23 protein-coding genes are annotated in these 24,421 nt (G+C 73.6%); 12 read left to right on the top strand and 11 right to left on the bottom strand.

What is annotated here, in order from left to right; all coding sequences use genetic code 11:
- The first annotated feature begins 13 nt into the window (after positions 1–13).
- From ACP7TJ_RS04830 to ACP7TJ_RS04820, 3 genes are all read left to right on the top strand, one after another.
- Entirely contained in the window at positions 14–475 is a 462-nt protein-coding gene (locus tag ACP7TJ_RS04830) for a PH domain-containing protein (protein WP_427762254.1), read from the top strand.
- Positions 476–729: 254 nt separating this feature from the next.
- The gene (locus ACP7TJ_RS04825) at positions 730–2,061 is read left to right on the top strand and encodes a hemolysin family protein (protein ID WP_093768240.1); all 1,332 of its coding nucleotides are present in this window, start codon (positions 730–732) and stop codon (positions 2,059–2,061) included.
- Entirely contained in the window at positions 2,058–3,134 is a 1,077-nt protein-coding gene (locus ACP7TJ_RS04820; RefSeq protein ID WP_093768239.1) for a hemolysin family protein, read from the top strand. The genes ACP7TJ_RS04825 and ACP7TJ_RS04820 overlap by 4 nt, the downstream gene beginning before the upstream one ends.
- Positions 3,135–3,167: 33 nt before the next feature.
- Here the strand turns inward: ACP7TJ_RS04820 and ACP7TJ_RS04815 are convergent, their stop codons facing one another.
- Both ACP7TJ_RS04815 and ACP7TJ_RS04810 read right to left on the bottom strand, forming a co-directional pair.
- On the bottom strand, positions 3,168–5,030 hold the full coding sequence (locus ACP7TJ_RS04815; RefSeq protein ID WP_093768238.1) for an AAA family ATPase: 1,863 nt from the start codon (positions 5,028–5,030) through the stop codon (positions 3,168–3,170).
- Between the two features lie 452 nt (positions 5,031–5,482).
- Entirely contained in the window at positions 5,483–6,040 is a 558-nt protein-coding gene (locus ACP7TJ_RS04810; RefSeq protein ID WP_427762251.1) for a uridine kinase family protein, read from the bottom strand.
- A 345-nt stretch (positions 6,041–6,385) separates the two neighbouring features.
- On the opposite strand from ACP7TJ_RS04810, the gene ACP7TJ_RS04805 reads away from it, so the two are divergent.
- The 3 genes from ACP7TJ_RS04805 to ACP7TJ_RS04795 all read left to right on the top strand — a co-directional run bounded on the left by ACP7TJ_RS04805 (position 6,386) and on the right by ACP7TJ_RS04795 (position 8,789).
- Positions 6,386–7,759, top strand: coding sequence for a peptidase C39 family protein (locus tag ACP7TJ_RS04805; protein ID WP_427762249.1), 1,374 nt, complete (start codon positions 6,386–6,388; stop codon positions 7,757–7,759).
- Positions 7,760–7,900: 141 nt separating this feature from the next.
- Positions 7,901–8,041 carry an SCO1431 family membrane protein gene (locus ACP7TJ_RS04800; protein ID WP_167743982.1) on the top strand — a complete coding sequence of 47 codons (141 nt, stop codon included), beginning with the start codon at positions 7,901–7,903 and terminating at the stop codon, positions 8,039–8,041.
- A gap of 91 nt (positions 8,042–8,132) precedes the next feature.
- Positions 8,133–8,789 (top strand): TetR/AcrR family transcriptional regulator, encoded by a 657-nt coding sequence (locus tag ACP7TJ_RS04795; protein ID WP_427762247.1) that lies wholly within the window; start codon positions 8,133–8,135, stop codon positions 8,787–8,789.
- A 20-nt stretch (positions 8,790–8,809) separates the two neighbouring features.
- On the opposite strand, the gene ACP7TJ_RS04790 is transcribed toward ACP7TJ_RS04795, so the two are convergent.
- Positions 8,810–10,048: a glycoside hydrolase family 18 protein gene (locus tag ACP7TJ_RS04790; protein ID WP_093768234.1), complete on the bottom strand. Its 1,239-nt coding sequence runs from the start codon at positions 10,046–10,048 to the stop codon at positions 8,810–8,812.
- A 334-nt stretch (positions 10,049–10,382) separates the two neighbouring features.
- Between ACP7TJ_RS04790 and ACP7TJ_RS04785 the strand changes: the two genes are divergently transcribed.
- Positions 10,383–11,555 (top strand): acyl-CoA dehydrogenase family protein, encoded by a 1,173-nt coding sequence (locus ACP7TJ_RS04785; RefSeq protein WP_093768233.1) that lies wholly within the window; start codon positions 10,383–10,385, stop codon positions 11,553–11,555.
- On the opposite strand, the gene ACP7TJ_RS04780 is transcribed toward ACP7TJ_RS04785, so the two are convergent.
- Positions 11,518–11,772, bottom strand: coding sequence for a hypothetical protein (locus ACP7TJ_RS04780; RefSeq protein ID WP_208840759.1), 255 nt, complete (start codon positions 11,770–11,772; stop codon positions 11,518–11,520). The two genes, ACP7TJ_RS04785 and ACP7TJ_RS04780, sit on opposite strands and share 38 nt — an antisense overlap.
- A 169-nt stretch (positions 11,773–11,941) precedes the next feature.
- Positions 11,942–12,376, bottom strand: coding sequence for a hypothetical protein (locus tag ACP7TJ_RS04775; RefSeq protein WP_266395648.1), 435 nt, complete (start codon positions 12,374–12,376; stop codon positions 11,942–11,944).
- Between the two features lie 214 nt (positions 12,377–12,590).
- Between ACP7TJ_RS04775 and ACP7TJ_RS04770 the strand changes: the two genes are divergently transcribed.
- The 4 genes from ACP7TJ_RS04770 to fxsA all read left to right on the top strand — a co-directional run bounded on the left by ACP7TJ_RS04770 (position 12,591) and on the right by fxsA (position 16,797).
- On the top strand, positions 12,591–13,031 hold the full coding sequence (locus ACP7TJ_RS04770) for an Lrp/AsnC family transcriptional regulator (RefSeq protein WP_093768230.1): 441 nt from the start codon (positions 12,591–12,593) through the stop codon (positions 13,029–13,031).
- Positions 13,032–13,127: 96 nt separating this feature from the next.
- A complete protein-coding gene (locus ACP7TJ_RS04765; protein WP_266544818.1) occupies positions 13,128–14,732 on the top strand; it encodes an amidohydrolase in 1,605 nt (534 codons plus the stop codon).
- A gap of 539 nt (positions 14,733–15,271) precedes the next feature.
- Complete coding sequence (locus ACP7TJ_RS04760; protein WP_093768228.1) at positions 15,272–16,141, top strand: polyprenol monophosphomannose synthase; 870 nt, start codon at positions 15,272–15,274, stop codon at positions 16,139–16,141.
- Between the two features lie 65 nt (positions 16,142–16,206).
- The gene (gene fxsA / locus ACP7TJ_RS04755) at positions 16,207–16,797 is read left to right on the top strand and encodes an FxsA family membrane protein (RefSeq protein ID WP_367452694.1); all 591 of its coding nucleotides are present in this window, start codon (positions 16,207–16,209) and stop codon (positions 16,795–16,797) included.
- Positions 16,798–16,918: 121 nt separating this feature from the next.
- Here fxsA and ACP7TJ_RS04750 read toward each other — a convergent pair whose 3' ends face one another.
- From ACP7TJ_RS04750 to ACP7TJ_RS04735, 4 genes are all read right to left on the bottom strand, one after another.
- A complete protein-coding gene (locus tag ACP7TJ_RS04750) occupies positions 16,919–17,293 on the bottom strand; it encodes an RNA polymerase-binding protein RbpA (protein ID WP_003977404.1) in 375 nt (124 codons plus the stop codon).
- Positions 17,294–17,572: 279 nt separating this feature from the next.
- Positions 17,573–18,919, bottom strand: coding sequence for an MFS transporter (locus tag ACP7TJ_RS04745; RefSeq protein ID WP_107308680.1), 1,347 nt, complete (start codon positions 18,917–18,919; stop codon positions 17,573–17,575).
- Between the two features lie 53 nt (positions 18,920–18,972).
- Positions 18,973–19,740: a glycerophosphodiester phosphodiesterase gene (locus tag ACP7TJ_RS04740; RefSeq protein ID WP_391113305.1), complete on the bottom strand. Its 768-nt coding sequence runs from the start codon at positions 19,738–19,740 to the stop codon at positions 18,973–18,975.
- Positions 19,737–20,402 (bottom strand): YczE/YyaS/YitT family protein, encoded by a 666-nt coding sequence (locus tag ACP7TJ_RS04735; RefSeq protein WP_093768225.1) that lies wholly within the window; start codon positions 20,400–20,402, stop codon positions 19,737–19,739. Before ACP7TJ_RS04735 ends, ACP7TJ_RS04740 begins: the two co-directional genes overlap by 4 nt.
- Before the next feature lie 99 nt (positions 20,403–20,501).
- On the opposite strand from ACP7TJ_RS04735, the gene ACP7TJ_RS04730 reads away from it, so the two are divergent.
- Positions 20,502–22,001, top strand: coding sequence for a PLP-dependent aminotransferase family protein (locus ACP7TJ_RS04730; RefSeq protein WP_427762241.1), 1,500 nt, complete (start codon positions 20,502–20,504; stop codon positions 21,999–22,001).
- A 241-nt stretch (positions 22,002–22,242) separates the two neighbouring features.
- Here the strand turns inward: ACP7TJ_RS04730 and ACP7TJ_RS04725 are convergent, their stop codons facing one another.
- Positions 22,243–23,925 carry a hypothetical protein gene (locus ACP7TJ_RS04725; protein WP_167743974.1) on the bottom strand — a complete coding sequence of 561 codons (1,683 nt, stop codon included), beginning with the start codon at positions 23,923–23,925 and terminating at the stop codon, positions 22,243–22,245.
- 49 nt (positions 23,926–23,974) lie between these two features.
- Positions 23,975–24,169, bottom strand: coding sequence for a hypothetical protein (locus ACP7TJ_RS04720; RefSeq protein WP_024887312.1), 195 nt, complete (start codon positions 24,167–24,169; stop codon positions 23,975–23,977).
- Positions 24,170–24,421 lie beyond the last annotated feature (252 nt).

The raw sequence follows: 24,421 nt of genomic DNA, 5'->3' as shown, positions 1-24,421 counted from the left end.
AGGGAGAGCCACCATGTCCGGCACCCAGCTCCCCGAGCTGCCCGTCACCTTCCGGCCCAGCCGCACCCGCGCCGTGCTGCTTACCGCGGGCGTCGCGCTCTTCGTCGTGGTCAGTCTGATCGGCCTGCTCCTCGGCGGGCTCGGCCCGGGCGAGCGGATCAGCTTCGTGTTCACCGCCGCGCTGCTGGCCGGTGTGCTGTTCCTGCTGGCCCGGCCGAAGATCGTCGCCGACGAGGCGGGCGTCACGGTCGTCAACATCGTGAACCGGCGCCGTCTGGAGTGGGCGGAGATCCTTCAGGTGAACCTCCGCTCGGGTGATCCCTGGGTGTTCCTCGACCTCAGCGACGGCACCAGCCTGCCCGCGCTCGGCATCCAGCCGGGCATCGCCCGGCAGCGTGCGGTCGCCGACGCCCGCGCCCTGCGGGCCCTCGCCGAGGCGCACTCCGCACCCGGGGCCGAGGCGCCCCGCGACTGACCCGGAGCCGTCCGGCACCGTCCCGCGGGGAGAACGGACCTGCCGCAGTCGCCCCTGTCTTGATTAATCTGTTGGGCGGAGGCGCGCCGACAACGCCTCCGCCCCTGCCGCCCCGCCCGGTGCGCCGAGGGGCCCCAGCTATCCGAGGAGTGACCCTCTCCGGCGATGGACGGATCGTCCTGCAGTACCTGCGCCGCCCCCTGCCGACATAGCGCCCACCGCCCGGTGCGCGCGCATGCGGAGGCGGCGGCATCATGAGCACCCCTCTGCTGCTTCTCGCAGCCGCCTTCCTGCTGATTCTCGCCAACGGCTTCTTCGTGGCCGCCGAGTTCGGCCTGGTCACCGTCGAACGGGCCGACGCCGAGGAGGCCGCCGCGGCCGGCGACCGGCGCGCCCGCCGGGTCGTCGCGTCCCTGCGCGAACTGTCCTTCCAGCTCTCCGGCACCCAGCTCGGCATCACCATCACCTCCCTGGTGGTCGGCATGCTCGCCGAACCGGCCCTGGCCCAGCTGCTGGACGGCCCGCTCACCGGCGCCGGCATACCCGAGGGCGCGGTCTCCGGCGTGTCCGTGGTGATCGGCATGCTGCTCGCGTCCGCGGTGCAGATGGTGATCGGCGAACTCGTGCCGAAGAACTGGGCGGTGTCCCGGCCGATGCAGGTCGCGCGCTTCGTCGCCGGCCCGCAGCACGCCTTCGCCCGCCTGTTCCGCCCGGTCATCGCCGGACTGAACGCCGTGGCCAACCGGCTGGTGCGGGCCATGGGCATCGAGCCCGCCGACGAGCTCGCCTCCGCCCGCACCCCCGGCGAACTGGTCTCCCTGGCCCGGCACTCGGCCCGCGCGGGCGCCCTGGAGCAGGACACGGCGGACCTCTTCGTCCGCACCCTGTCCCTGGGCGAGCTGACCGCCCAGCACGTCATGACCCCGCGCGTGCGGGTCAGCGCCCTCCAGGCGTCCGCGACCGCCGAGGACGTGGTCAACCTCACCCGCGCCACCGGCCTGTCCCGCTTCCCCGTGTACCGGGAGCGGATCGACGAGATCGCCGGCATGGTCCACCTCAAGGACGCCCTGGCGGTCCCCGCGCACGAACGGCTGCGCACCCCGGTCGCCCGCATCGCCCGCCCGGCGCTGCTGGTCCCCGAGACGCTGCCGGTGCGCCCGCTGCTCACCCGGCTGCGCAGCGAGCAGCCCATCGCGGTCGTCGTCGACGAGTACGGCGGCACCGCCGGCGTCGTCACCCTGGAGGACATCGTCGAGGAGATCGTCGGCGAGGTGCGCGACGAGCACGACGGACAGGACGTGCCCGAACTCGCCCCGGCCCCGCCGGAGGACGGCAACCCGGCCTGGGACGTCGACGGCGGCGCCCGGGTCGACCTCCTGCGCCGCATAGGACTGGAGGTCCCCGAGGGCCCCTACGAGACGGTGGCCGGCCTGGTCGCCGATCTGCTCGGCCGCATTCCGGCCGTGGGGGACCGCACGGAACTGCCGGGCTGGCGGCTGTCGGTGCGCCGGGTCGGCCACTACCGCGCGGAACGCGTCCGCCTGGTCCGCACGGCCCGGGTCCCTCTCGCGGAGGCCGCCGGATGAGCGTCCTGCAACTGCTGTTCGCCGCACTGCTCGTGCTCGCCAACGGCTTCTTCGTCGGCGCCGAGTTCGCCCTGGTGTCGGTCCGCCGCAGCCAGATCGAGCCGCTCGGCACCGCCCGCGCCCGCCAGGTGCTGTACGGCCTGGAGCATCTGCCGCAGATGATGGCGGCCGCCCAGTTCGGCATCACCGTCTGCTCGCTCACCCTGGGCGCGGTCGCCGAACCGACCGTCGCCCGGCTGCTCGAGCCGGTGTTCGCGTGGATGCACCTGCCGCACGGGGTGATCCACCCGCTCGGCTACGTCATCGCGCTCGCCGCCGTGGTCTTCTTCCACCTCGTCATCGGCGAAATGGTCCCGAAGAACCTGGCGATGGCCGCGCCCGGGAAGGCGGCCCTGTGGCTCAGCCCGGGCCTGGTGTGGTTCGCCCGCCTGTGCAAGCCGGTCACCGTCGCCCTCGGCGCCTGCGCCCAGGGCGTCCTGCGGCTCTTCCGCGTGGAGCCCAAGGACGAGGTGGAGGCCGTCTTCACCAGCGAGCAGCTCAACCGGCTGGTGGAGGACGCCGGCCAGGCCGGCCTTCTCGACCCGGAGGAGGCGGAGCGCCTGGAGGACGCACTGGAGCTGGGCTCGCGCCCGGTGACGGACGTCCTGCTGCGCCGCGAGTCCCTGGTGACGGTCACCCCGGCGGTCACTCCGGGGCAGATCGTGGAGCTGACCGCACGCACCGGGTACTCCCGCTTCCCGGTGGCCGCCGAGGGCGGCGCCTTCATGGGCTATCTGCACGTCAAGGACGTCCTGGACCTGGAGGACGCCGACCGGGCCGTCCCGCAGCAGCTGTGGCGTCCGATGACCACCCTGCGCCCCGAACTGCCGCTGGACGACGCCCTCACGGTGATGCGCCGCGCGGCGACCCATCTGGCGCAGGTGTCGGACGCGTCCGGCAAGGTGCTGGGGCTGGTCGCCCTGGAGGACGTGCTGGAGATGCTCGTGGGCGAGGTGCGGGACCCCGCCCACCGGGAGGTCACGCTCACCCCGCAGCGGGCGAGCGGGGCTCCGGAGGAGGCGCTGGCCACCTGACCGCGGCCCCATGCCGGCATGCCCGTCGGGGTCCTAGGGCCCCGACGGGTCCGACGGGCCCCGCCCCGACAGCACCTCCCCGTACGCCTGCATCAGGTCCGGCAGCCGCAGGGTCGCCAGGTCGTCCCGGGACAGCGGCCCCGGGTAGGCCGACAGCCGCAGGTCGCGGTAGGCGCAGCTCTTCTCGTACAGGGTGCGCAGGAACCGCCCGTTGCCCAGCTCGTCGATCCACCCCTGGTCCACCACGTGCCCGGCGATGGAGCGCAGCTCGTCCAGGGCCTCCTCGTCCCACTCGTCGCCGTTCTCCGCGGCCAGCACCTCGCCGATCCTGGTCAGCTCCAGCGGCCGGTACGAGGGGAAGTCGACGCGGGTGGTGAACCGGGACGACAGCCCGGGGTTCGCGGCCAGCAGCCGGTCCATGCCCTCCGGGTAGCCGGCGAGGATCACCACCAGGTGGTCGCGGTTGTCCTCCGCCCGCTTCAGCAGCACCTGCAGCGCCTCGTCGCCGTACGCGTCGCCCTTGCCGTACCCCGAGTTCGACAGGGAGTACGCCTCGTCGACGAAGAGCACCCCGCCGAGCGCGGAGTCGATCAGCTCGTTGGCCTTCACCGCCGTCTGCCCCAGGTACTCGCCCACCAGGTCCGCCCGCTGCGCCTCCACCAGGTGGTCGCCGCCGAGCAGTCCGAGGGCGTAGAAGACCCGGCCCAGGATCCGGGCGACCGTGGTCTTGCCCGTGCCGGAGGGGCCGGAGAAGACGAAGTGCCGTTTCGGCGGCTGCACCGGCAGCCCCTGCCCGGCCCGCAGCCGCGCCATGTTCAACTGCGCGGACAGGGCTTTGACCTGGCGCTTCACCGGTTCCAGACCCACCATGCGCTCCAGCTCCGCGAGCGCCTCCTCCAGCAGCGCCGCATCGGTGGGCCCCGGGGGCAGCACCGGGCCGGGGCCGCCGGAGCGTTCACGCGCCCCGGACCCGCCGAACGACGGCATCGGGGGAGGGGCGGGGTCCGGGTCGGACAGCCTCAGGTCGCGCCCCTCCGTCCCGAAGAGCGGGTCCAGCGTGTCCTGGCCGTCGACGGTCTCCTGCCCGGTGCCGGTCAGGGTGATCGCGGCGAGGTCGGCGCAGTCGTCGTAGCCGTCCCCCTCGGCGATCGCCGCGAGCCGGGCGGAGGTGTCCATGAAGGCCGGATCGACCCGGTGCACGGCCCGGTACAGGGGGAGCGCGGCGGCGCTGCGGCCCGTGCCCTCGCGGGCGCGGGCCAGCCAGTAACGCAGCTCCTTGCGCTGCGGCTGCTCGCTGCGGCACCGCATCAGCGCCGCCGACAGCAGCGGCTCCGCCTGCCCGTACATCTCGAGGCGCACCCGGGCCATGCCGCCGAACAGGCCCGCCTCGATGCCCAGCAGCGGGTCGTCCACGAGCGGGTCGGTGTGCCGGACCAGCTGCTCCCAGTCCTTGACGAGATAGGCGCGGCAGGCGTGCAGGAAGCGCACCTGCGGGTCGGTGTCCACCGGGGGCAGTCCGGCGAGCGCGCGGTCCAGCTCGGGGACGTGCCGGCCGTCCAGCCAGTGCGAGGCGTGGGCGAGCAGCAGGTCGCGCGGGGTCTCGAGGACGGGCTGCACCCACCAGCCCAGCCAGTACCAGGAGTTGAGGGTGCGGTGGTGCCGGGTGCGCTGTTCGCCGAAGCGGTCGCGGTGGCGGAACATCCGCAGCAGCGCGGTCGTCGTGTCGACGCGCAGCGCGTGCAGTCCGAGCCAGCCGTCCGCCATCCCCGGGTCGATCCGTACGGCGGTCCGGAACTCCTCCTCCGCCTGCGGATAGGCGCCCATCGTGTAGGCGTCCACGCCTCGCAGCCAGGCGAGGTCGGCCGGGGCCTGCGGGCCCTGCGTGCCGAAGTCCATCACGTCCCCCACAAACCGTGCCCCCGTCGGTGTGCCGGCCGGCCCTTCGGCCGCCGGCGCCCTGTGGCCGAACCGCTGTGCCGCGGACCGGAGTTGCAAGGTGCGCGAAGCTTCGTCGCCGGTCGCACCGAGGGCATCGTACCTGCGGGGGCCCCGCGTCCGCAGGGTGCGGAGCAGGTGGAACGGAGGAGGAAGGGGGGCGCGTGGGAGGGGCGCGGAAGGTGATCCTCACCGAGGGTGATCGTCATATGCCGCTGCGCGCCCGGAAAGCGTGAAAAGGGCAGAACGAAGCCCCCGGTCACGGGGGAACAACCGGGGGCTTCGTGTCTGCCGACGGCTCCCGAAGGGCCGCACATTGAGAACGTAAGACCTGTACGGGCCCTCGGTCAAGCCGAGTTGGGGGACTGCGGCAACTTGTCCGGGACCCGCTCTTCACAGGATCACCACATCGCCTACGACTCGTCACCGTCCGTAAGGGTGGATGGTGCCTCACCTGTCCCGGCAGGCCCGGAAACCACCTCGTACCCCTGCTCTCGCTGCCGTACCAGCAGGTGCGCGAAGGGGCGCGAGGGATCGTCCGCGAAGTGCGCGCGCTCCGCCCGCTCCCAGCCGTCCCAGAACTCCCGCTGCTCCTCGCCGTCCCGCGCCCGCCCCCGCGCCCAGGACTCCTCACGCGGCACGTCCATCCACAGCAGCAGCGCCAGATACGGGCGCAGCGCCGCGCGTCCCGCGCCGACGCCCTCGATCAGCACCACCGGCGCGGCGGGCAGCGGCAGCGGGGGTCCGGGGCGGCGGGCGCGCCAGTCGTAGGGAGCGTAGTGCGCGGTCGCGCCGCGGGAGAGCGGGCCGATCACCTCGTCGTGCAGCCGCGCGGTCCAGTCGAACAGCTCGTCGTGGCGGGCGATGTCGTCGAGGTGCAGCACCGGGGCCGCGCCGAGCCGGTCGGCCAGCAGCCCGGCGAACGTCGACTTCCCGGACCCGGCGTGCCCGTCGACGGCGACGAGCCGCACCGGGCCGCACGAGGGAGGAAGCCGGCGGATGCGGGAGGCGAGCGTGTGAATGGCTGGTTCCCAGGGCTGTGGGGGAGGGCGGACGGGAGCACTCTAGGCCCCGGAGGGCGTCAGGGTCCGCCCGCCCGGGATGCCGGCCGCCGCGGGCGGGGCCGCCGCCACCTGCGGCGCTTCCGCCATTGGTCGAGTCCCATGTTGGCCGGCGCCGCGCGGCCCGGATGCTGGCAGGACCCGCCCGGCTGCGTTCATAGTGGGGCGCACACCCGCTCCATCCGCCGGACGCACACCGTCCGGCGGCCGTGCACCGGTCTTGTCCCGACTCCGACACCTGGGGGTCCCCCACCCATGAGCAGAGCCGAACTGCCGTCCCGCAGAACCCTTCTGACCGCGGCGGTCGTCGCCACCGTCGCCGGGAGCGCGGCGACGGCGTCCGCGGCCGTCCCGACCACCGGCGCCACCCGGCCCGCGGCGCCCGGGCGGGCCGCCGCCCGCACCGTCGACCACCATGCCTGGACCACGTACACCGACTGGCGCTCCGGCACCGCCGCCGGCACCCGCGCCGTGGCCGGCCTCCGCCCCGGCCTGGTGATCGCCGACGCGGCGGGCACCACGGACTACACCGACCCGCACACCGGCCGCACGGCCGCCTGGGAGTACGCGACCTGGACCTCGCCCGTCCACCGCCTCGCGGTCCCCTCCACCGAGGCGATCGCCTCCTGGAACGCGCACACCCCCGAGGGCACCTGGATCCAGATCGAGCTGAAGGGCGCGTACTCCGACGGCACGGACACCCCCTGGTACGTGATGGGCCGCTGGGCGGCCGGCGACGCCGACATCCGGCGCACCTCCGTCGACGACCAGGGCGACGGCAGGAGCAGCGTCTGGACGGACACGTTCGCCGTCGACGACGCCGCCTCGGGGCTGCGCCTCGCCTCGGTCCGGCTGCGTCTCACCCTGTACCGCCGCCCCGGCACCCGCCTCACCCCGACCGTGTGGCGGCTCGGCGTGATGGGGTCCGACGTCCCCGACCGGTTCACCGTCCCCGCGTCGGCGCCCGGGCTCGCCAAGGAACTGCTCGTCCCGCGCTACTCGCAGGAGATCCACAAGGGCCAGTACCCGGAGTACGACAACGGCGGCGAGGCCTGGTGCAGCCCCACCTCCTCGCAGATGATCATCGAGTACTGGGGCGGCCGGCTCAGCGAGGAGCAGCTCTCCTGGGTCGACCCGGCGTACGCCGACCCGCAGATCTGCCACGCGGCCCGCCACACCTACGACTACCAGTACGCCGGGTGCGGCAACTGGCCGTTCAACGCCGCCTACGCGGCCACCTTCCCCGGCCTCCAGGGCGTGGTCACCCGGCTGCGGTCGCTCACCGACCTGGAGACGCTGATCGCGGCGGGCATCCCGGCCATCACCTCCCAGTCGTTCCTGAAGGAGGAGCTGACGGGTGCGGGCTACGGCACCTCAGGGCACCTGATGACCGTGATCGGCTTCACCGCCGACGGCGACGTGATCGCCAACGACCCCGCCTCGGACGACAACGAGGCCGTGCGCCGCGTCTACCAGCGGCGCGAATGGGAGAACATCTGGCTCCGCACCAAGCGGTACAACGCCTCCGGGAAGGTCGTCTCCGGCACCGGCGGCGTCTGCTACCTGTACTTCCCGGCCCGCCCGACCCCCCGCCAGCGCAAGGCGCTCGCGGCGGTGGGCGTGCGCTGAACCGGCGCGCGCGGCGGGCCCCGGCCGCCACCGGGGCCCGCCGCGTGTGAGCAACCTCTCGGCGGAATCCGCCGTTTCCGGTGGCAAGGTGGACGACGTCGCCCGGGGGGATCCACACACCACGGAGACCAGGGAGAGTAGATGAGCGCCGACACCGCCACCGTCACCCGTGCCCGTACCGGCGGACCCCGTGAGGACGGTCCGGAGATCGCCGAACACGTGCTGGGCTGGACCCTCGTCGTGGTCCTCGCGATGCTGCTGACGCAGCTGGGACTGCTGTAGTCCCGAGGTGCGAACGGCCCTGCCCCGGCGCGGACCGACCTGCCATACTCCTGCGGGACCGTCCCGCCCCCGCAGGAGACCTGGGCCGACATTGAACATCAGCCAGCAGTCCGCCGTGCCTCCCTCGGTCGGCGGCACCCGGCGAGCGTCGGCCCGTCGCGCCGAACTCATCGCCATCGGGCGCCGCTTGTTCGCCGACCGGTCCTACGACGCGCTGTCGATGGACGACATCGCACGCCAGGCGCGGGTCGCCAAGGGCCTGATCTACTACTACTTCCATTCCAAGCGCGGCTACTACCTGGCCATCATCGAGGACTCGGTGACCGGTCTCGTCACGATGGCGGCGAGCGGCGACGAACTGCCGCCCGTGGAGCGGGTGCAGCGCACCATCGACAGCTATCTGCGGTACGCCGAGCACAACCAGGCCGCCTACCGCGCGATCGTGAGCGGCGGCGTCGGCTTCGACGCCGAGGTGCACGCCATCCGGGACGGGGTGCGCGAGGCGATCGTCGCGACCATCGCCGAGGGCGCCTACGGCCGCCGCGACATCGCCCCGGTGGCCCGGATGGGGCTGCTGGCCTGGGTGTGCAGCGTGGAGGGCGCGGTGCTGGCCTGGATCGACCACCCCGACCTGTCCCGCGAGACCATGTGCGAGCTGCTGGTGAAGACGCTCGGCGGGGCGATGCGCGCCATCGAGGAGCTGGACCCGTCCTGGCCGGCCCCGGAGCCCGCGCGCCGCGACGGCTGACGCGGGGCCGGCCGCCGGGGCTACCGGATGGCCTTGATCAGCTCGCCGTCCGCGGTGTCGCCGCTGAGCTCCCAGAAGAACGTCCCGCCCAGGCCCTGCTGGTTCTTCCACTCCGTCTTGGAGGCGACGGTCGCCGGGGTGTCGTAGCTCCACCACTGGTCGCCGCACTTGGCGTAGGCGGTGCCCCCGACGGTGCCGGTTGCGGGGCACTTGTCCTTCAGCACCTTGTAGTCGTCGATCCCCGCCTCGTACGTGCCGGGTGCGGGCCCGGTCGCGGTGCCGCCCGGCTCCGCCTGGGTGACGCCGGTCCAGCCGCGGCCGTAGAAGCCGATGCCGAGCAGCAGCTTGTCCGCGGGGATGCCGAGACCGGTCAGCTTCGCGATCGTGGCGGCGCTGTCGTACTCCGCCTTCGGAATGCCGTCGTACGAGGTCAGCGGCGAGTGCGGGGCGGTCGGCCCGGCGGTGTCCCAGGCGCCGAAGAAGTCGTACGTCATCGGGTTGTACCAGTCGACGTACTGGGCGGCGCCCGCGTAGTCGGCCGCGTCGATCTTGCCGCCCTCGGTGGCGTCCGCCGGGATCGCGGCGGTGACCAGACGGTCGGGGCCGAACGTGGAGCGCAGCGCCGCCATCAGCTCGCGGTAGGCGTCACGGCCGCTGGTGTCGCAGGTGGCGCCGCAGGCGTTGGGGTACTCCCAGTCGATGTCGATGCCGTCGAAGACGCCCGCCCAGCGCGGGTCCTCCACCAGGTCGAGGCAGGACCGCGCGAAGGCGGCCGGGTTCTTCGCGGCCTCGCCGAAGCCGCCGGACCAGGTCCAGCCGCCGAAGGACCAGATCACCTTGAGACCGGGGTGCTTCTCCTTCAGCTTCCGCAGCTGGTTGAAGGTGCCGCGCAGCGGCTGGTCCCAGGTGTCGGCGACCCCGTCGACGGACTCCTCGGCGGTGTAGGCGCGGTCGGTGGCCGCGTAGGCGTCGCCGAGGGCGCACCTGCCGCCGGTGACGTTGCCGAAGGCGTAGTTGATGTGGGTGAGCCGGTCCGCGGAGCCGGACGTCTCGATGTTCTTGACGTAGTACTTCCGGTCGTACGTGCCCCATTCGGTGAAGTAGCCGACGACCTTCGCACCGGGGGCGGCCTCCTGAGCCGAGGTCGCCGCGGTGGCGGTCGAGGCGCCCGGGCCGGCGAGCAGTCCGGCGCCGAGCACGGCGGTGCATGCGGCGGACACGAGTGCCCGCAGCGTGCGGGGGCGGTGGGGGGATGGCATCCGGTGTCTCCTCGTGGGGGAGGGGAGAGCCGCGTTGTGTGGCATGAACGCGGCGATTCGGGCTGGAGCGAAACCCTAGAAGGACTAGACCAGTTGGTCAATGGTGCGGACCAATGCGAGCGCGGGGCGCGTACCGCGAGGTCGCGCGAAGTAAGCGGTCGTTAACTGGTGACGGGATGCCGCCGATCGGGCATACTCACAGCGCACAGCCGCTGGTCAGCAGCTTCCGAGACCCGGGAGTGCGACCATCGCCCCGGCACCGGAACGACCCCGGCGGAGCCGCCTCCACCCAAGGCGCACGCCGATGTGCCCCAACAGGGAGGAGAGCGACGCCATGCCCGACCGCGCCCCGCAGCCGGTGGACCGGCTACTGCCCACGGACGAGGCCCGGGACCTGCTCACGCTCGTCCGCGACATCGCCCAGCGCGAGGTCGCCCCCAGGGCCGCCGAGGAGGAGGAAGCCGGCCGCTTCCCGCGCGAGCTGTTCACCCTGCTGTCCGAGTCCGGCCTGCTCGGCCTGCCCTACGACTCCGAGTACGGCGGCGGCGACCAGCCCTACGAGGTCTACCTCCAGGTCCTGGAGGAGCTCGCCCGGGCCCGCCTCACCGTGGCCCTCGGCGTCAGCGTGCACACGCTCGCCACCTATCCGCTCGCGGCCTACGGCGCCAAGGAGCAGCAGGCGGAGCATCTGCCCGCCATGCTCGGCGGCGGACTGCTCGGCGGCTACTGCCTCTCCGAGCCCTCCTCCGGCTCCGACGCCGCGTCCCTGCGTACCCGCGCGGTCCGCGACGGGGACGACTGGGTCATCGACGGCACCAAGGCGTGGATCACCCACGGCGGCGTCGCCGACTTCTACACGGTCATGGCGCGCACCGGCGGCGAGGGGGCGCGCGGCATCAGCGCGTTCCTGGTGCCGGGGGACGCCGAAGGGCTCAGCGCCGCCGCGCCGGAGAAGAAGATGGGCATGAAGGGGTCCCCCACCGCCCAGGTCCACTTCGACGGCGTCCGGGTGCCCGACGCGCGCCGCATCGGCGAGGAGGGGCAGGGCTTCGCGATCGCCCTGTCCGCGCTCGACGGCGGCCGGCTCGGCATCGCGGCGTGCGCCATCGGCGTGGCCCAGGCGGCGCTCGACGAGGCCGTCGGCTACGCCACCGAGCGGCGCCAGTTCGGCAGGCCGGTCGCCGACTTCCAGGGGCTGCGCTTCATGCTCGCCGACATGGCCACCCAGATCGAGGCGGGGCGCGCGCTGTACCTGGCGGCGGCCCGGCTGCGGGACGCGGGCCGGCCGTTCGGACGGCAGGCCGCCATGGCCAAGCTGCACTGCACCGACACCGCGATGCGGGTCACCACCGACGCCGTGCAGATCCTCGGCGGCTACGGCTACACCGCCGACTTCCCCGCCGAGCGCTACATGCGTGAGGCGAAGGTGCTGCAGATCGTCGAGGGCACCAACCAGATCCAGCGCATGGTCATCGCCCGCCACCTCGCGGGGCCGGAGACGCGCTGAGCCGGCCGAAGCCCCGCCAGGGCTCGGCGAGCCGGGCCCACTCCGGGTCGTGCCGCCCCGGCACGGTGCGGCCCCGGTCCGTCCACGTCCGCATCATCTCGCGGTAGATCGGCGGGTCCGGCAGGTGCGGCGGCGGGACGGTCACGGCCGCCTCGACGGGCGGCGGCACGAACACATGGCGCTGACGCCCGGTCGTCGAGTACGTGGGGGTCGTCATGCCCGGCCAACGCGCGAACGGGCGGCCGGGTCACCGGCCTCCCGAATAGAGCGTGCGTTCAGCGATGCCCCGAGCGGCGGACCCGGCGGGATCGCCCAGGGAGCGGCGAAGGGCGGGGCGGCGAACGGCGAGGGTGGCGGCTCTCCGCCACCCCCGGGCCGGCCCGCGCTCAGGCGGCGTCGCGCCGCATCACGGGGAACCGGATGGGCCGCGATCCCGGTCCGCCGACGTGCGAGAAGGGCTGGGTCCGCCAGTCGAGCCCCTGAGGGAGCGTCAGCAGCAGGGCGGTGTCCTGCTCCTGCGGCGTCACGGTCTCGTCCGCGGGCCGGGCCTCGGACGCCCGGCGGCCGGTGCCGGGGCAGACCGTGAGCCCGAACGGGTTCCACGGCGAGGCGCACAGGGCGTGCTCCGGCAGGATCTCCTCGTCCGCCAGCAGGGCGATGGGCTGCGAGCAGTCCGGGCACACGACCCGGAACATCTCGAAGGTGTCGTACGCGTCGAAGTCGTCGTCCGGGGTTCCGGGTTCGACGTACTCCGGCTCGGGCATGACGACGGGCTGCTGCCGCTTGGACGTGGTACGACCAGGGCGCTTAAGACTCTGCATTGGGTTCTCCCCCTCGGGCTGGGCCGTTCAGGCGCTGCGGCCTCGACCACAGCAAGCACTTCCCTCCACCTCCGGGGGGTAATCACGAGAACATCACGGAGACGGCGCAAGGTGTGTGGTCTTCGTCACATGCCGCTCGCAGGCGCCGTCCGTGGTGCTCGCGCGTCGTCGTTCCGGTATCCGAGGCGATCAAGAGCCCTGTAGGTTCAGCGCCATGGAGGAGCTGGACCGACAGATCGTGCAGCTGCTCGTCAAGGACGGGCGGATGAGCTACACCGACCTGGGCAAGGCCACGGGCCTGTCCACGTCGGCCGTGCACCAGCGGGTGCGGCGGCTGGAGCAGCGCGGCGTCATCCGCGGCTACGCGGCGGTGGTCGACCCGGAGGCGGTCGGCCTGCCCATGACCGCGTTCATCTCGGTCAAGCCGTTCGACCCCAGCGCCCCCGACGACATCGCGGACCGCCTGGCCGGCGTCCCCGAGATCGAGGCGTGCCACAGCGTCGCGGGCGACGAGAACTACATCCTCAAGGTCCGCGTCGCGACCCCGCACGAACTGGAGGAGCTCCTCGCGCGGGTGCGCACCCTGGCGGGAGTGTCCACCCGCACGACCGTGGTCCTGTCCACGCCGTACGAGGCGCGCCCGCCGCGCATCTGAGGGGTCCGGAGCGCGCCGGGCTCCCCCGCGCACCTCCATGCGCCCCGAGTGGGACCTGCGTGCCGGACCGTGCGCGCGGCGCGCGAGACTAAGGGCATGAGTGAACGTACCGCCCCGCCGCCCACCGTCCTGCTCCGTCGTGGAGAGGTCCACAGCCCCGCCGACCCCTTCGCCACCGCGATGGTCGTCGAGCGCGGGCAGGTCGCCTGGGTGGGTTCCGAGGGCGCCGCCGACGCCTTCGCGGACGGGGTCGACGAGGTGGTCGACCTCGACGGGGCGCTGGTCACCCCGGCGTTCACCGACGCGCACGTCCACACCACCGCCACCGGCCTCGCCCTCACCGGCCTGGACCTGTCCACCGCCGCCTCCCTGGAGGACGCCCTCGCCCGGGTGCGGGAGTTCGCCGTCGCTCGCCCGGACGACCGCGTCCTCCTCGGGCACGGCTGGGACGCCGCCCGCTGGCCCGGCGGCCGGCCCCCGACCCGCGCGGAGCTCGACGAGGCCACCGCGGGACGCCCGCTGTACCTGAGCCGCATCGACGTGCACTCCGCCGTCGTCTCCACCGCGCTGCTCGACCTCGTCGCGGGCGGCGTGACCCGCGAGGACCGCCCGCTCACCGGCGACGACCACCACGCGGTGCGCGCCGCCGCCCTGGGCGCCGTCACCCCCGCCCAGCGCACCGCCGCCCAGCGCGCCGCCCTGGCCCACGCGGCCTCCCTCGGCATCGGCACGGTGCACGAGTGCGGCGGCCCCGAGATCTCCTCCGAGGACGACTTCACCGGCCTGCTGCGCCTCGCCCGCGAGGAGCCCGGCCCCCGCGTCGTCGGCTACTGGGCCGAGCAGGACGTTGCCAAGGCCCGCGAACTGGGCGCGCTCGGCGCGGCCGGCGACCTCTTCGCCGACGGCGCCCTCGGCTCGCACACCGCCTGCCTGCACGAGCCCTACGCCGACGCCGCCCACACCGGCACCGCGCACCTCGACGCCGGCGCGGTCGCCGCCCATGTGGTCGCCTGCACCGAGGCGGGCCTCCAGGCGGGCTTCCACGCCATCGGCGACGCCGCCGTGAGCACCGTGGTCGACGGCGTCCGCGCGGCGGCCGAGAAGCTCGGCCCGGCCCGTGTACGCGCCGCCCGGCACCGCGTCGAGCACGCCGAGATGGTCACCCCGGAGACGATCGCCGCGTTCGCCGAGCTCGGCCTCACCGCCTCCGTCCAGCCCGCCTTCGACGCGCTGTGGGGCGGCGAGGACGGCATGTACGCCCGGCGCCTCGGCGCGGAGCGCGCCCGCACGCTGAACCCGTTCGCCGCGCTGCTGCGGGCCGGCGTCCCGCTCGCCTTCGGCTCCGACAGCCCGGTGACCCCGCTCGACCCCTGGGGCACCGTCCGGGCGGCGGCCTTCCACCGCACTCCCGAGCACCGCGTCTCCGTCCGCGCCGCCTTCACCGCCCACACCCGAGGCGGCTGGCGGGCGACCGGACGGGACGACGCGGGCGTTCTGGTGCCCGGCGCCCCGGCCGACTACGCGGTCTGGCGCACCGGCGCACTCGTCGTCCAGGCGCCCGACGACCGGGTGGCCCGCTGGTCCACCGACCCGAGGTCCGGCACCCCCGGCCTGCCCGACCTCACCCCCGGCCGTGACCTGCCGGTCTGTCTCCGCACGGTGGTCGGCGGCCGCACGGTCTTCGTACGGCCGGGCGAGTGATCTGAACGGGCGGCGCGGCGGGCGATCATGCGCCGCGCGCCCGTCGTGCGACCTGCGCATCCTCGCCCCTGACCAGGCACTTGAACGACACTGCGCAGGTCGGACGACTGTTGACAGGCGGCCGCGGGGGGCCGGTAGGTTCGGCCGGGTCCACCACCGGACGCCCGACCGGAGACCGTCCGGCCACTCGGGCCGGCGCCGCTGGGTCAGGGACGGTGTGCCGCACCGGGGCACCGTCGCTGGGAGCCAGGCTCAGCGCGGCGCGGGACCGAGGGACGTGTCCGCCGGCCGGGGAGGTGCGACCCCGGGTGGGGCCCGGGCGCTCAGTAGACAACGGCTCCAGGTGATCCGCAGCCGGCGGGTCCCGGGCCGGCCCGAAGGGCGCCGGGCCCCCATCCGCCGTCCGCGCGCACCCGGTGGAAGAAGATGTGCCTACCCGATGATCGGGAAACGACACCACCATATGTACGTCCTGTCACGTCACGACAGGCCGTGCACACTAAGGTGGGATCCTGCGCACAGGACATGAAGGGGCAGCAGTGAACGACGGCGGCGGGACCCTCGCGGCAGGATCCCAGGGGCGGAAATTCGGCCCGCTCGGTACGGCTTTGGTGATCATCCCCACGTACAACGAGGCGGAGAACATCAAGGCGATCGTCGGACGCGTGCGCAAGGCCGTTCCCGAGGCGCACGTCCTCGTGGCCGACGACAACAGCCCCGACGGCACCGGCAAGCTGGCCGACGAACTGGCCGCCGGGGACGACCACGTCCAGGTGCTGCACCGCAAGGGCAAGGAGGGCCTCGGCGCCGCCTACCTCGCGGGCTTCCGCTGGGGCCTGGAGCACGGCTACGGCGTGCTGGTCGAGATGGACGCCGACGGCTCCCACCAGCCCGAGGAGCTGCCCCGGCTGCTCACCGCCCTCAAGGGCGCCGACCTGGTGCTCGGCTCACGCTGGGTGCCCGGCGGTCGGGTGGTCAACTGGCCGAAGTCCCGAGAGTTCATCTCCCGCGGCGGCAGCCTCTACTCGCGCATGGCGCTCGATCTTCCGCTGCGCGACATCACCGGCGGCTTCCGCGCGTTCCGCCGCGAGACGCTGGAGGGCCTCGGCCTCGAAGAGGTCGCCTCCCAGGGCTACTGCTTCCAGGTCGACCTCGCCCGGCGTGCGGTGAAGGCCGGCTACCACGTCGTCGAGGTGCCGATCACCTTCGTGGAGCGCGAGCTCGGCGACTCCAAGATGAGCCGGGACATCCTCGTCGAGGCCCTGTGGCGGGTCACCGCCTGGGGCGTGGGGGAGAGGGTCGGCAAGGTCCTCGGCCGCGCGGACGACGACAAGCCCCGCCAGCCCCGCGCAGGCAAGGCCGTCCCGGTCAAGGAGACGACCCCGGACACCGGGCGCTCCGAGCCGTAGGCCCGGACCCGGTGCCGCCGGGCCCGCTTATCCCGTGCTGAGCCGGGCCCAGGCACACTGGGGGTATGACGACTGGTGCTCAGAGCCCGTACCCCGCCCGGCCCCGGCGCTCCCGGCTGCGCACGCTGCTGCCGCTCGGCGTCGCCGCATGGCTCGTACTGGAGATCTGGCTGCTGACGCTGGTCGCCGGCGCGTCGAACGGCCTGGTGGTCTTCCTGATCCTGCTGGCCGGCATCGTCCTCGGCTCGTATGTGATCAAGCGGGCGGGCCGCCGCGCGTTCAGGAATCTCACCGAGACCGCGCGACAGCAGCAGGGCGGCGGACCGGTGATCCCCGGCGCCCGGCCGAACAGCGAGGGCAACGGGCTGACGATGCTGGGCGGTCTGCTGATCGTCCTGCCCGGTCTGATCTCCGACGCGCTGGGGCTGCTCCTGCTGGTCCCGCCGGTCCAGAAGGCCGTCAGCCGCTACGCGGAGCGCACCTTCGAGCGCAAGCTCCGCGAGGCCGCCGCGCAGAGTCCGCTGGGGGACGCCTTCACCCAGGCCCGTATGCACCGTCCGGACGGCAAGGTGGTCCAGGGCGAGGTGATCAGGGACGAGCACGGAAGCACCCCGGGGGACACCCCGCAGGGACCGCGGCCCCCGCTGACGAAGTAGCCTCCGCGGACGAAAGAGGCAACCCGGCCCGCTTCCGGGCACGCGGACAGGACCGAGGGCGCCGTACATGTACGGCGCCCTCGGTCCTGTCGCTGTGCGTCCGGGCGGGCTCCCGCCGGGATCAGGCCGACTTGCGGCTGTCCCGCGGATGCACCGCGATGTTCATCGCACCGGACCGCAGAACGGCGAGACGCTCCTCGAGGACCTCTTCGAGCTCCTCACGGGTGCGCCGCTCCATCAGCATGTCCCAGTGCGTACGCGCAGGCTTGGCCTTCTTCTCCTCCGGACCGTCTCCGTCCACCAGGAGTGCCTGGGCACCGCAGACCTTGCACTCCCACTCCGGCGGGATCTCCGCCTCGACCGAGAAGGGCATCTCGAAGCGGTGCCCCTTCTCGCATGCGTACTCCACGGCCTGGCGGGGGGCCAGGTCGATGCCGCGGTCCGTCTCGTAGCTGGTCACCACGAGGCGCGTGCCGCGAAGAGCTCGCTCACTCATGAATCGTGCCTCCCGGGCTTGTCGCCCACAGGACAGGTGTCGCTGTCGTCGTCATCCGGTCAACGTCCGGTCGGCGGTAAAGATTCCCGTTCCGAGTCCCGTTCCGGGTCATGTGTCGCCGTCGTGGCCGCAGCCTTTGTCAACCAGTGCAGTACCCACCGACGCCCGGTTTGTCACATCTGGTCACAGATGTCACACAGCGGTTCGGCATCTTTGACGCGCAGTAACGGTACGCCTGGCAGGCCAAACGCGTACACTACCGCCCTTTCACGTCGAACGCTAAATCCGCTGGGGCACCGGGTTGCCCGCGTCGGCGATCGCCCGCCGTACGGGTACCCGCGCGAGCAGGACGAATCCCAGGACGAAGAAGCCCACGAGGGAGACGATCGCGTCCCGGTAGCTGCCGGTGAGCTGGTACGTCAGACCGAACAGCAGCGGCCCGAGCCAGCTCAGCCCCCGGTCGCTGATCTCGTACGCCGAGAAGTACTCGGCCTCCTTGCCGGGCGGGACCAGCTGGGAGAAGAGGGAGCGGGACAGGGCCTGGCTGCCGCCGAGGACCAGGCCGATCCCGGCGGCCAGCACGAAGAACCACCCCGGCGCGCCGGCCGGCAGGAAGTATCCGGCCGCCAGCGTCAGCGTCCAGGCGACCAGCGAGCCGAGGATCGTGCGCTTCGCGCCGTACCTCCGGGCGAGCCTGCCGAGCAGCAACGCGCCCGCCACCGCCAGCACCTGGACCAGCAGCACGGCCACGATCAGCGTCGACTGCCCGAGCCCCAGCTCCTTCGAGCCGTACACGGAGGCCTGGGAGATCACCGTCTGGATGCCGTCGTTGTAGACCAGGTACGCCAGCAGGAAGGCCAGGGTCAGCGGGTGCCTTCGCATGTCGCGTACCGTCGCCGCAAGCTGCCGGAACCCCGGCAGGGCCGCCTCCCGCGCGGGGGTACGGCGGTCCCGCAGCCGGCGCAGGGGTATCAGGGCGAACGCGCCCCACCACAGCCCGGCCGAGGCCAGACAGATGCGCACCGCCATGCCCTCGGACACCCCGAAACTCTCGTGCCCCGTGTAGAGCACGAGGTTCGCCACCAGCACCAGCGCCCCCGCCGCGTAGCCGAAGGCCCAGCCGCGCGAGGAGACGGCGTCGCGCTCCTCCGGCGGCGCGATCTGCGGCAGGTAGGAGTTGTAGAGCATCATCGCGACCGACTGCGCGGCGTTCGCCGCCACCAGCAGCAGACCGCCCAGCAGATAGCGGTCGCCGTCGAGGAAGAACATCCCGGCGGTGGCGGCGGCTCCGGTGTACGCGGCCGCCGCGAGCAGCGGCTTCTTCCGCCCGGTGCGGTCGGCGGCTGCCCCCACCAGCGGCATCACCAGCACCGCCACGACCACCGACAGGGACACGGCGTACGCGAAGAAGGAGCCCGCCCGCACGGGGACGCCCAGCGGGTGCACGAACCCGTCCGCGTCCGCCGCGGCCTCGGCGACCGAGGTCAAATAGGGGCCGAGGAACACGGTGAGCACGCTCGTGGAGTACACGGAGCAGGCCCAGTCGTAGAAGTACCAGCCGCGCTGCTCGCGCCGCCGTCCGGCGCTGTCGTCCGCCGCCGGTGACCGCACGGTGTCGGTGTCCACCCGTGCCCTCGCTTCCCCGTGTGCGCGCCGAGGTGACGAGGGCTGCGGCGGTCTCAGACCCAGGTGCCGCGGTCCTCCATGACCTTGCGCAGTGTGTCGATGTGATCGGTCATGATGCCATCCACCCCCAGGTCGAGGAGCCGGTGCATGCGTTCCGGATCGTTCACGGTCCACACATGGACCTGGAGCCCCCGCGCGTGGGCCGTCCGCACAAAACGCTCGTCGGTCACGCGGACGCCCGACTGCTCCTCGGGCACCTGGGCGGCGACGGCCGACCGGCGCAGCGGCGCCGGCAGCCCCCAGGACCGCAGCCGCAGGCCGAGCACGCCCCGGGTGCCGAACGACGTGGCGAGCCGCGGCCCGGCCAGCCGCTGGGCGCGCACCACACGCGCCTCCGAGAAGGACCCGACGCAGATCCGGTCCCAGGCCGCGGCGCGCTCGACCAGGTCCAGCAGCGGGCGCAGCGCCGCCTCGGCCTTCACGTCGACGTTCCAGCGGACCTCGGGGAAGGTCTCCAGCAGCTCCTCGAACAGCGGGACCGGCTCCTGGCCGGCCACCCGCGCCCGCGCCACCTCCGCCCAGGGCAGGTCGGCGATCCGGCCCGCGCCGTCCGTCACCCGGTCCAGGGTGGCGTCGTGGAAGGCGACGAGCCGGCCGTCGCGCGTGGCGTGGACGTCGGTCTCGATGTACCGGTAGCCCGCCTCGACGGCGCTCCGGAACTGCCGGACGGTGTTCTCGAGACCGTCCGCGGCCCCGCCCCGGTGGGCGAAGGCGAGCGGTCCGGGATGGTCGAGGTAGGGATGGCGTATCCGCGGGGTCACGACCGCAGTATCGCCCGCCGGGGGGTCCGCCCCGCAACGACGGTGCTGCCCTCTCCCGGCGCGGGGACGGCGAAGACGCGCAGGAACAGCTGGGCGAGCGGGCCGATGGCCACCGCGTACAGCAGGGTGCCGACGCCGACCGTGCCGCCCAGCACGAAGCCGGTGACCACCACGGTGATCTCGATGGCCGTGCGGACCAGGCGCACCGACACGCCCGTGCGCCGGTGCAGGCCGGTCATCAGCCCGTCGCGCGGTCCCGGACCGAACCGGGCCGCGATGTACAGGCCGGTCGCCGCGCCGTTCAGCACGATCCCCGACGCCATCAGGGCCACCCGCACGGCCATGCCTCGCGCGTCCGGCACCACCGCCAGCGTCGCGTCCATCGCCACGCCGATCACCAGCACGTTGGAGACCGTGCCGAGTCCCGGCCGCTGCCGCAGCGGGATCCACAGCAGCAGCACCGCCGCGCCCACCGCGGTCAGCACCACGCCCATGGACAGCCCCGTGCGCTCGGACAGGCCCTGGTGCAGGACGTTCCACGGTTCGAGCCCGAGCCCCGACCGCACCAGCAGCGCCGAACTCGCCCCGTACAGGGCCAGGCCCGCGTAGAGCTGGAACAGCCGCCGCACGACATGGCGCTCGCCGAGCGCGTTTCTGGCCAAGAGGTGCCCCCTGTGGTGGAAGTGGACCGACGCGTGTCACCCTGGAGCCTGACTGGTCATGCCATCCATGGCCAATCCGGGGAAGGTGGACTGATTCGTATGGCGCAGTGGACTTCCGCAGTGGGTGCCGCCCAGCTGGCCCGGCTGCTCGGCTCCCAGCAGGACCGCCCGGCGGGTCCCGGCACCCGGCGTCCGCCCGCCTACCGCGCCCTCGCCGACGGCGTCCGCCTGCTGGTGCTCGAAGGGCGCGTGCCGGTCGCCGCGCGGCTGCCCGCCGAGCGGGAACTCGCCCTGGCCCTCTCCGTCAGCCGCACCACCGTCGCCGCCGCCTACGAGGCGCTGCGCGGCGAGGGCTTCCTCGAGTCACGGCGCGGCGCCGGCAGCTGGACCGCCGTCCCGGCGGGCAACCCGGTGCCCGCGCGGGGCCTGGAGCCGCTGCCGCCCGAGGCGCTCGGCTCCATGATCGACCTCGGCTGTGCCGCGCTGCCCGCCCCCGAGCCGTGGCTCACCCGTGCCGTGCAGGGCGCGCTGGAGGAACTGCCGCCGTACGCGCACACCCACGGCGACTACCCGGCCGGGCTGCCCGCGCTGCGCGCGATGATCGCCGACCGCTACACCCAGCGGGGCATCTCCACCATGCCCGAGCAGATCATGGTCACCACCGGCGCGATGGGCGCCATCGACGCCATCTGCCATCTCTTCGGCGGACGCGGCGAGCGCATCGCCGTGGAGTCGCCCTCCTACGCCAACATCCTCCAGCTGATGCGCGAGGCCGGCGCCCGGCTGGTCCCCGTCGCCATGGCCGAGGGCCTCACCGGCTGGGACCTCGACCGCTGGCGCCAGGTGCTGCGCGAGGCCGCGCCGCGCATCGCCTACGTCGTCGCCGACTTCCACAACCCCACCGGCGCGCTCGCCGACGACGGCCAGCGGCGCCGGCTCGTCGACGCGGCCCGCTCGGCCGGCACGGTGCTCGTCGCCGACGAGACGATGAGCGAGCTGTGGCTCGACGAGGACGTGGAGATGCCGCGGCCGGTGTGCGCGTTCGACCCCGCCGGGTCGACGGTCATCACGGTCGGCTCGGCGAGCAAGGCGTTCTGGGCGGGGATGCGCATCGGCTGGGTGCGCGCCGCACCCGACGTGATCCGCAGCCTCGTCGCGGCGCGCGCCTACGCCGACCTCGGCACGCCTGTGCTCGAACAGCTCGCCGTGAACTGGCTGTTCGGTACCGGCGGCTGGGAGGAGGCGGTCGAACTGCGCCGCGCCCAGGCCCGGCAGAACCGGGACGAACTGGTCGGTGCGGTGCGGCGGGAACTCCCCGGCTGGGAGTTCGAGGTCCCGCGCGGCGGGCTCACCCTCTGGGTCCGCACGGGCGGCCTGTCCGGCTCCCGCCTGGCCGAGGCGGGGGAGCGGGTGGGCGTACGCGTCCCGTCCGGGCCCCGCTTCGGGGTGGACGGCGCCTTCGAGGGCTACGTCCGGCTGCCGTTCACGGTGGGCGGCGCGGTCGCGGAGGAGGCGGCGGTCCGCCTGGCGGCGGCGGCGCGGATCGTCGAGACGGGGGGAACGTCGGGCGGGGAGGCCCCCCGCACCTTCGTGGCGTGAGGGCCACCCCGAGAGGGGCGCCGCGCGACCGGGCACAGGGTGACGACGCCCTCAGGGGCGCGGGGAACTGCGCGACCGGCCACGGACGGCCCGCACCCGGCGTACGACCGTGCGCGGCACCCCCTCGGCCGCAGGCGCGGCGCTGTCGGCGAGGCCCGCTGCCAAGGTGCCGCCTGCGCCCACCCGTGCCGCCCTGCGGCACGACTGCCCGCAGGCGGCGGCCGCCCGACGGCGGGCGGGGTCAGGAGGAGGACTCCGCCACCGCCGCGCCCTCCGGGGCGGGTGGCGCGGAGGCCGGCTCCGACATCTCCGTCTCCGCGGCCAGCGCCGCCGCGGCCACCTTCTCCGTCGCCGCCTTGTCCAGCCGTACCGCCTCCGGCACCGGACCCGGCTCCTCGTCCGCCGGCGTCGTGCGGGGCGGGAGGAGGTCCAGGACGGCCTGACGGTGGGCCTCGCTGGTCGCGTCGTCGTACGGGTCCGGGGTCGCCGGGACCTGGAGGCGGTGGACCGGACCCGTGCCGAGCCGGGCGTAGCCGCGTCCGGGCGGCATCTGCTCGACCGGCGTCGTGTGCGGCGGCGCACCCAGAACGGACTCCAGCTGCCCGGCCGTGGCGGGCCCCAGCACCACCCGCGCGCGGGTGTGCTGCCGTACCGGTGCGGTCAGGGCGTCGAGGCCGTCGAACTGTTCCGCGACCACGACGGTGACGTTCGCCGCGCGCCCGTGCCGCAGCGGGGCCTGGAGGAGGGACTGCGGATCGGTGCCGTCGTCCGCCGCGGCCAGGTGGGTGAAGACGCTCGGCCGGTCCAGCAGCAGCCACAGCGGACGCCTGGTGTCCTCGGGGGGCGGGTCGCCCGCCTGGTGCGCCTTGCTCGCGGCGGCCAGCCGGCGCTCGGTCTCGGCGGCCGCCCACTCCAGACTGGTCACCGCCCCCGACAGGGCGCACTCCACGGCGAGTACCCCGTCCCGGCCGGTGAGGCAGGCGTATTCGCCGGTTCCGCCGCCGTCGACGATCACCACGTCGCCGTGGTGCAGCGCCTGGAGGGCGATGGACCGCAGCAGCGTCGAGGTGCCGCTGCCCGGCTGGCCGACGGCGAGCAGATGCGGCTCGGTGGAGCGGACGCCGGTGCGCCACACGACCGGGGGGACGTCGGTCCGCTCCTCGCCGTGCGCGCCGTGGGTGAGCGGCAGCGTCCGCTGCACGCGCGTGGGGTCCGTGAAGCCGAGCACCGTCTCGCCGGGGGCCGTGACGAAGGGCTGCGCGGCGATGTCGGTGGACAGCGGGGCGAGGACGCGGACGGTGAGCTGGTTGGCCTCCTCGTCCCACGCGAAGTGGTACTCCCGGCCGCGTCCGCACTTGGCGCCGAGCAGATGCTCGATCCGCGCCCGGGAGTCGGGCTCGGCGTCCGTGAAGTAGGCCGGGTAGGAGATCACCAGGTGCGCGAGACGGCCGTCGCCGTCGAACTCGTACTCGGAGAAGACCTTCCCCCAGTCGCCGCCGCGGGCGTACAGCGGCTCGGGATCGTCGCTCGCCGAGAAGTACGGCACCAGGGCCTCGTACAGCGACTTCAGGCGCTGCAGCTGGCCGGGGGCGGGTCCGGCGGGAGCCGCGGGCGCGCGGTCCCGGCCGTGCCAGGCCGCCGCCGCCATCAGGGCGACGACGGCGAGCAGCGGGCCGTACGGCGCGAGCGCCACGGCCAGCAGCACCGCCGCCACGGCGAAGAGCAGCGCGCCGCGCCGCTCCTTGGGGGTGTCGACCCACCTGCGCCGTCCGGCCGAGGCCAGCCGGCGCAGCCCGCGCGTGATGGTGATCAGCGGGTGGAGGACGTCCGTGGCGCTGTCGGCCGCCGTCCTGGCCAGCTCCCGGCTCCGGGCGAGCTGGGCGCTGCCGTTGCTGAGGATGCGGGGAAGGGGACGCCGGGCCACTACTGTCTCCAGAGGGTGCGTACGGGCGGGCGGGGCGTGGGCGGACGGGTCAGAACTTGAACCCGCCCAGGAGGCCGGCGAGGCTCTCGCCGCCCGCCTTGATGCTCGGCGCGATGGCCGTGCTGGCCAGATAGAAGCCGAACAGCATCGCCACCAGTGCGTGCGACAGCTTCAGTCCGTCCTTGCGGAAGAAGACGAAGACGACGATGCCGAGCAGCACCACGCATGAGATCGAGATGATCATGTGAGTTCTCCTGGTTCACGGGGACAGTCACCATGAGTACTTCCCTGATCACAGAATGTATCTATACGATAAAAGGTGCAACTGGGTGGATATCCGCCCTGAACGCCCCTCCGGGTCTGCGTTGATTCATTGCCTCGGGCGCGTCGGGTCATGTGCCGCCCGAGCCAGTACCCTGGCGATTCACCCGTACGGCTGCCCCACGTGCAGACGTACGCCCTGTTCCGATGCGTGTACCTGTGCAGTGAGAGGCGG

It is taken from the genome of Streptomyces sp. DSM 41931 (assembly GCF_050271085.1).
GTDB lineage: Bacteria > Actinomycetota > Actinomycetes > Streptomycetales > Streptomycetaceae > Streptomyces > Streptomyces albogriseolus.
The sequence above is the reverse complement of the archived record's forward strand: the minus strand, read 5'-3'. Positions and strand labels throughout refer to the sequence as shown.

Coding starts and splice junctions, on each gene's coding strand:
- ACP7TJ_RS04815 (WP_093768238.1), bottom strand. CDS start 5,030: ATGGACTTCGGCACGCAGGGCCCGCAGGCCCCGGCCGACCTCGCCTGG.
- ACP7TJ_RS04785 (WP_093768233.1), top strand. CDS start 10,383: ATGCCCGACCGCGCCCCGCAGCCGGTGGACCGGCTACTGCCCACGGAC.
- ACP7TJ_RS04765 (WP_266544818.1), top strand. CDS start 13,128: ATGAGTGAACGTACCGCCCCGCCGCCCACCGTCCTGCTCCGTCGTGGA.
- ACP7TJ_RS04820 (WP_093768239.1), top strand. CDS start 2,058: ATGAGCGTCCTGCAACTGCTGTTCGCCGCACTGCTCGTGCTCGCCAAC.
- ACP7TJ_RS04730 (WP_427762241.1), top strand. CDS start 20,502: ATGGCGCAGTGGACTTCCGCAGTGGGTGCCGCCCAGCTGGCCCGGCTG.
- ACP7TJ_RS04775 (WP_266395648.1), bottom strand. CDS start 12,376: ATGCAGAGTCTTAAGCGCCCTGGTCGTACCACGTCCAAGCGGCAGCAG.
- ACP7TJ_RS04780 (WP_208840759.1), bottom strand. CDS start 11,772: ATGACGACCCCCACGTACTCGACGACCGGGCGTCAGCGCCATGTGTTC.
- ACP7TJ_RS04750 (WP_003977404.1), bottom strand. CDS start 17,293: ATGAGTGAGCGAGCTCTTCGCGGCACGCGCCTCGTGGTGACCAGCTAC.
- ACP7TJ_RS04720 (WP_024887312.1), bottom strand. CDS start 24,169: ATGATCATCTCGATCTCATGCGTGGTGCTGCTCGGCATCGTCGTCTTC.
- ACP7TJ_RS04790 (WP_093768234.1), bottom strand. CDS start 10,048: ATGCCATCCCCCCACCGCCCCCGCACGCTGCGGGCACTCGTGTCCGCC.
- ACP7TJ_RS04770 (WP_093768230.1), top strand. CDS start 12,591: ATGGAGGAGCTGGACCGACAGATCGTGCAGCTGCTCGTCAAGGACGGG.
- ACP7TJ_RS04800 (WP_167743982.1), top strand. CDS start 7,901: ATGAGCGCCGACACCGCCACCGTCACCCGTGCCCGTACCGGCGGACCC.
- fxsA (WP_367452694.1), top strand. CDS start 16,207: ATGACGACTGGTGCTCAGAGCCCGTACCCCGCCCGGCCCCGGCGCTCC.
- ACP7TJ_RS04830 (WP_427762254.1), top strand. CDS start 14: ATGTCCGGCACCCAGCTCCCCGAGCTGCCCGTCACCTTCCGGCCCAGC.
- ACP7TJ_RS04825 (WP_093768240.1), top strand. CDS start 730: ATGAGCACCCCTCTGCTGCTTCTCGCAGCCGCCTTCCTGCTGATTCTC.
- ACP7TJ_RS04805 (WP_427762249.1), top strand. CDS start 6,386: ATGAGCAGAGCCGAACTGCCGTCCCGCAGAACCCTTCTGACCGCGGCG.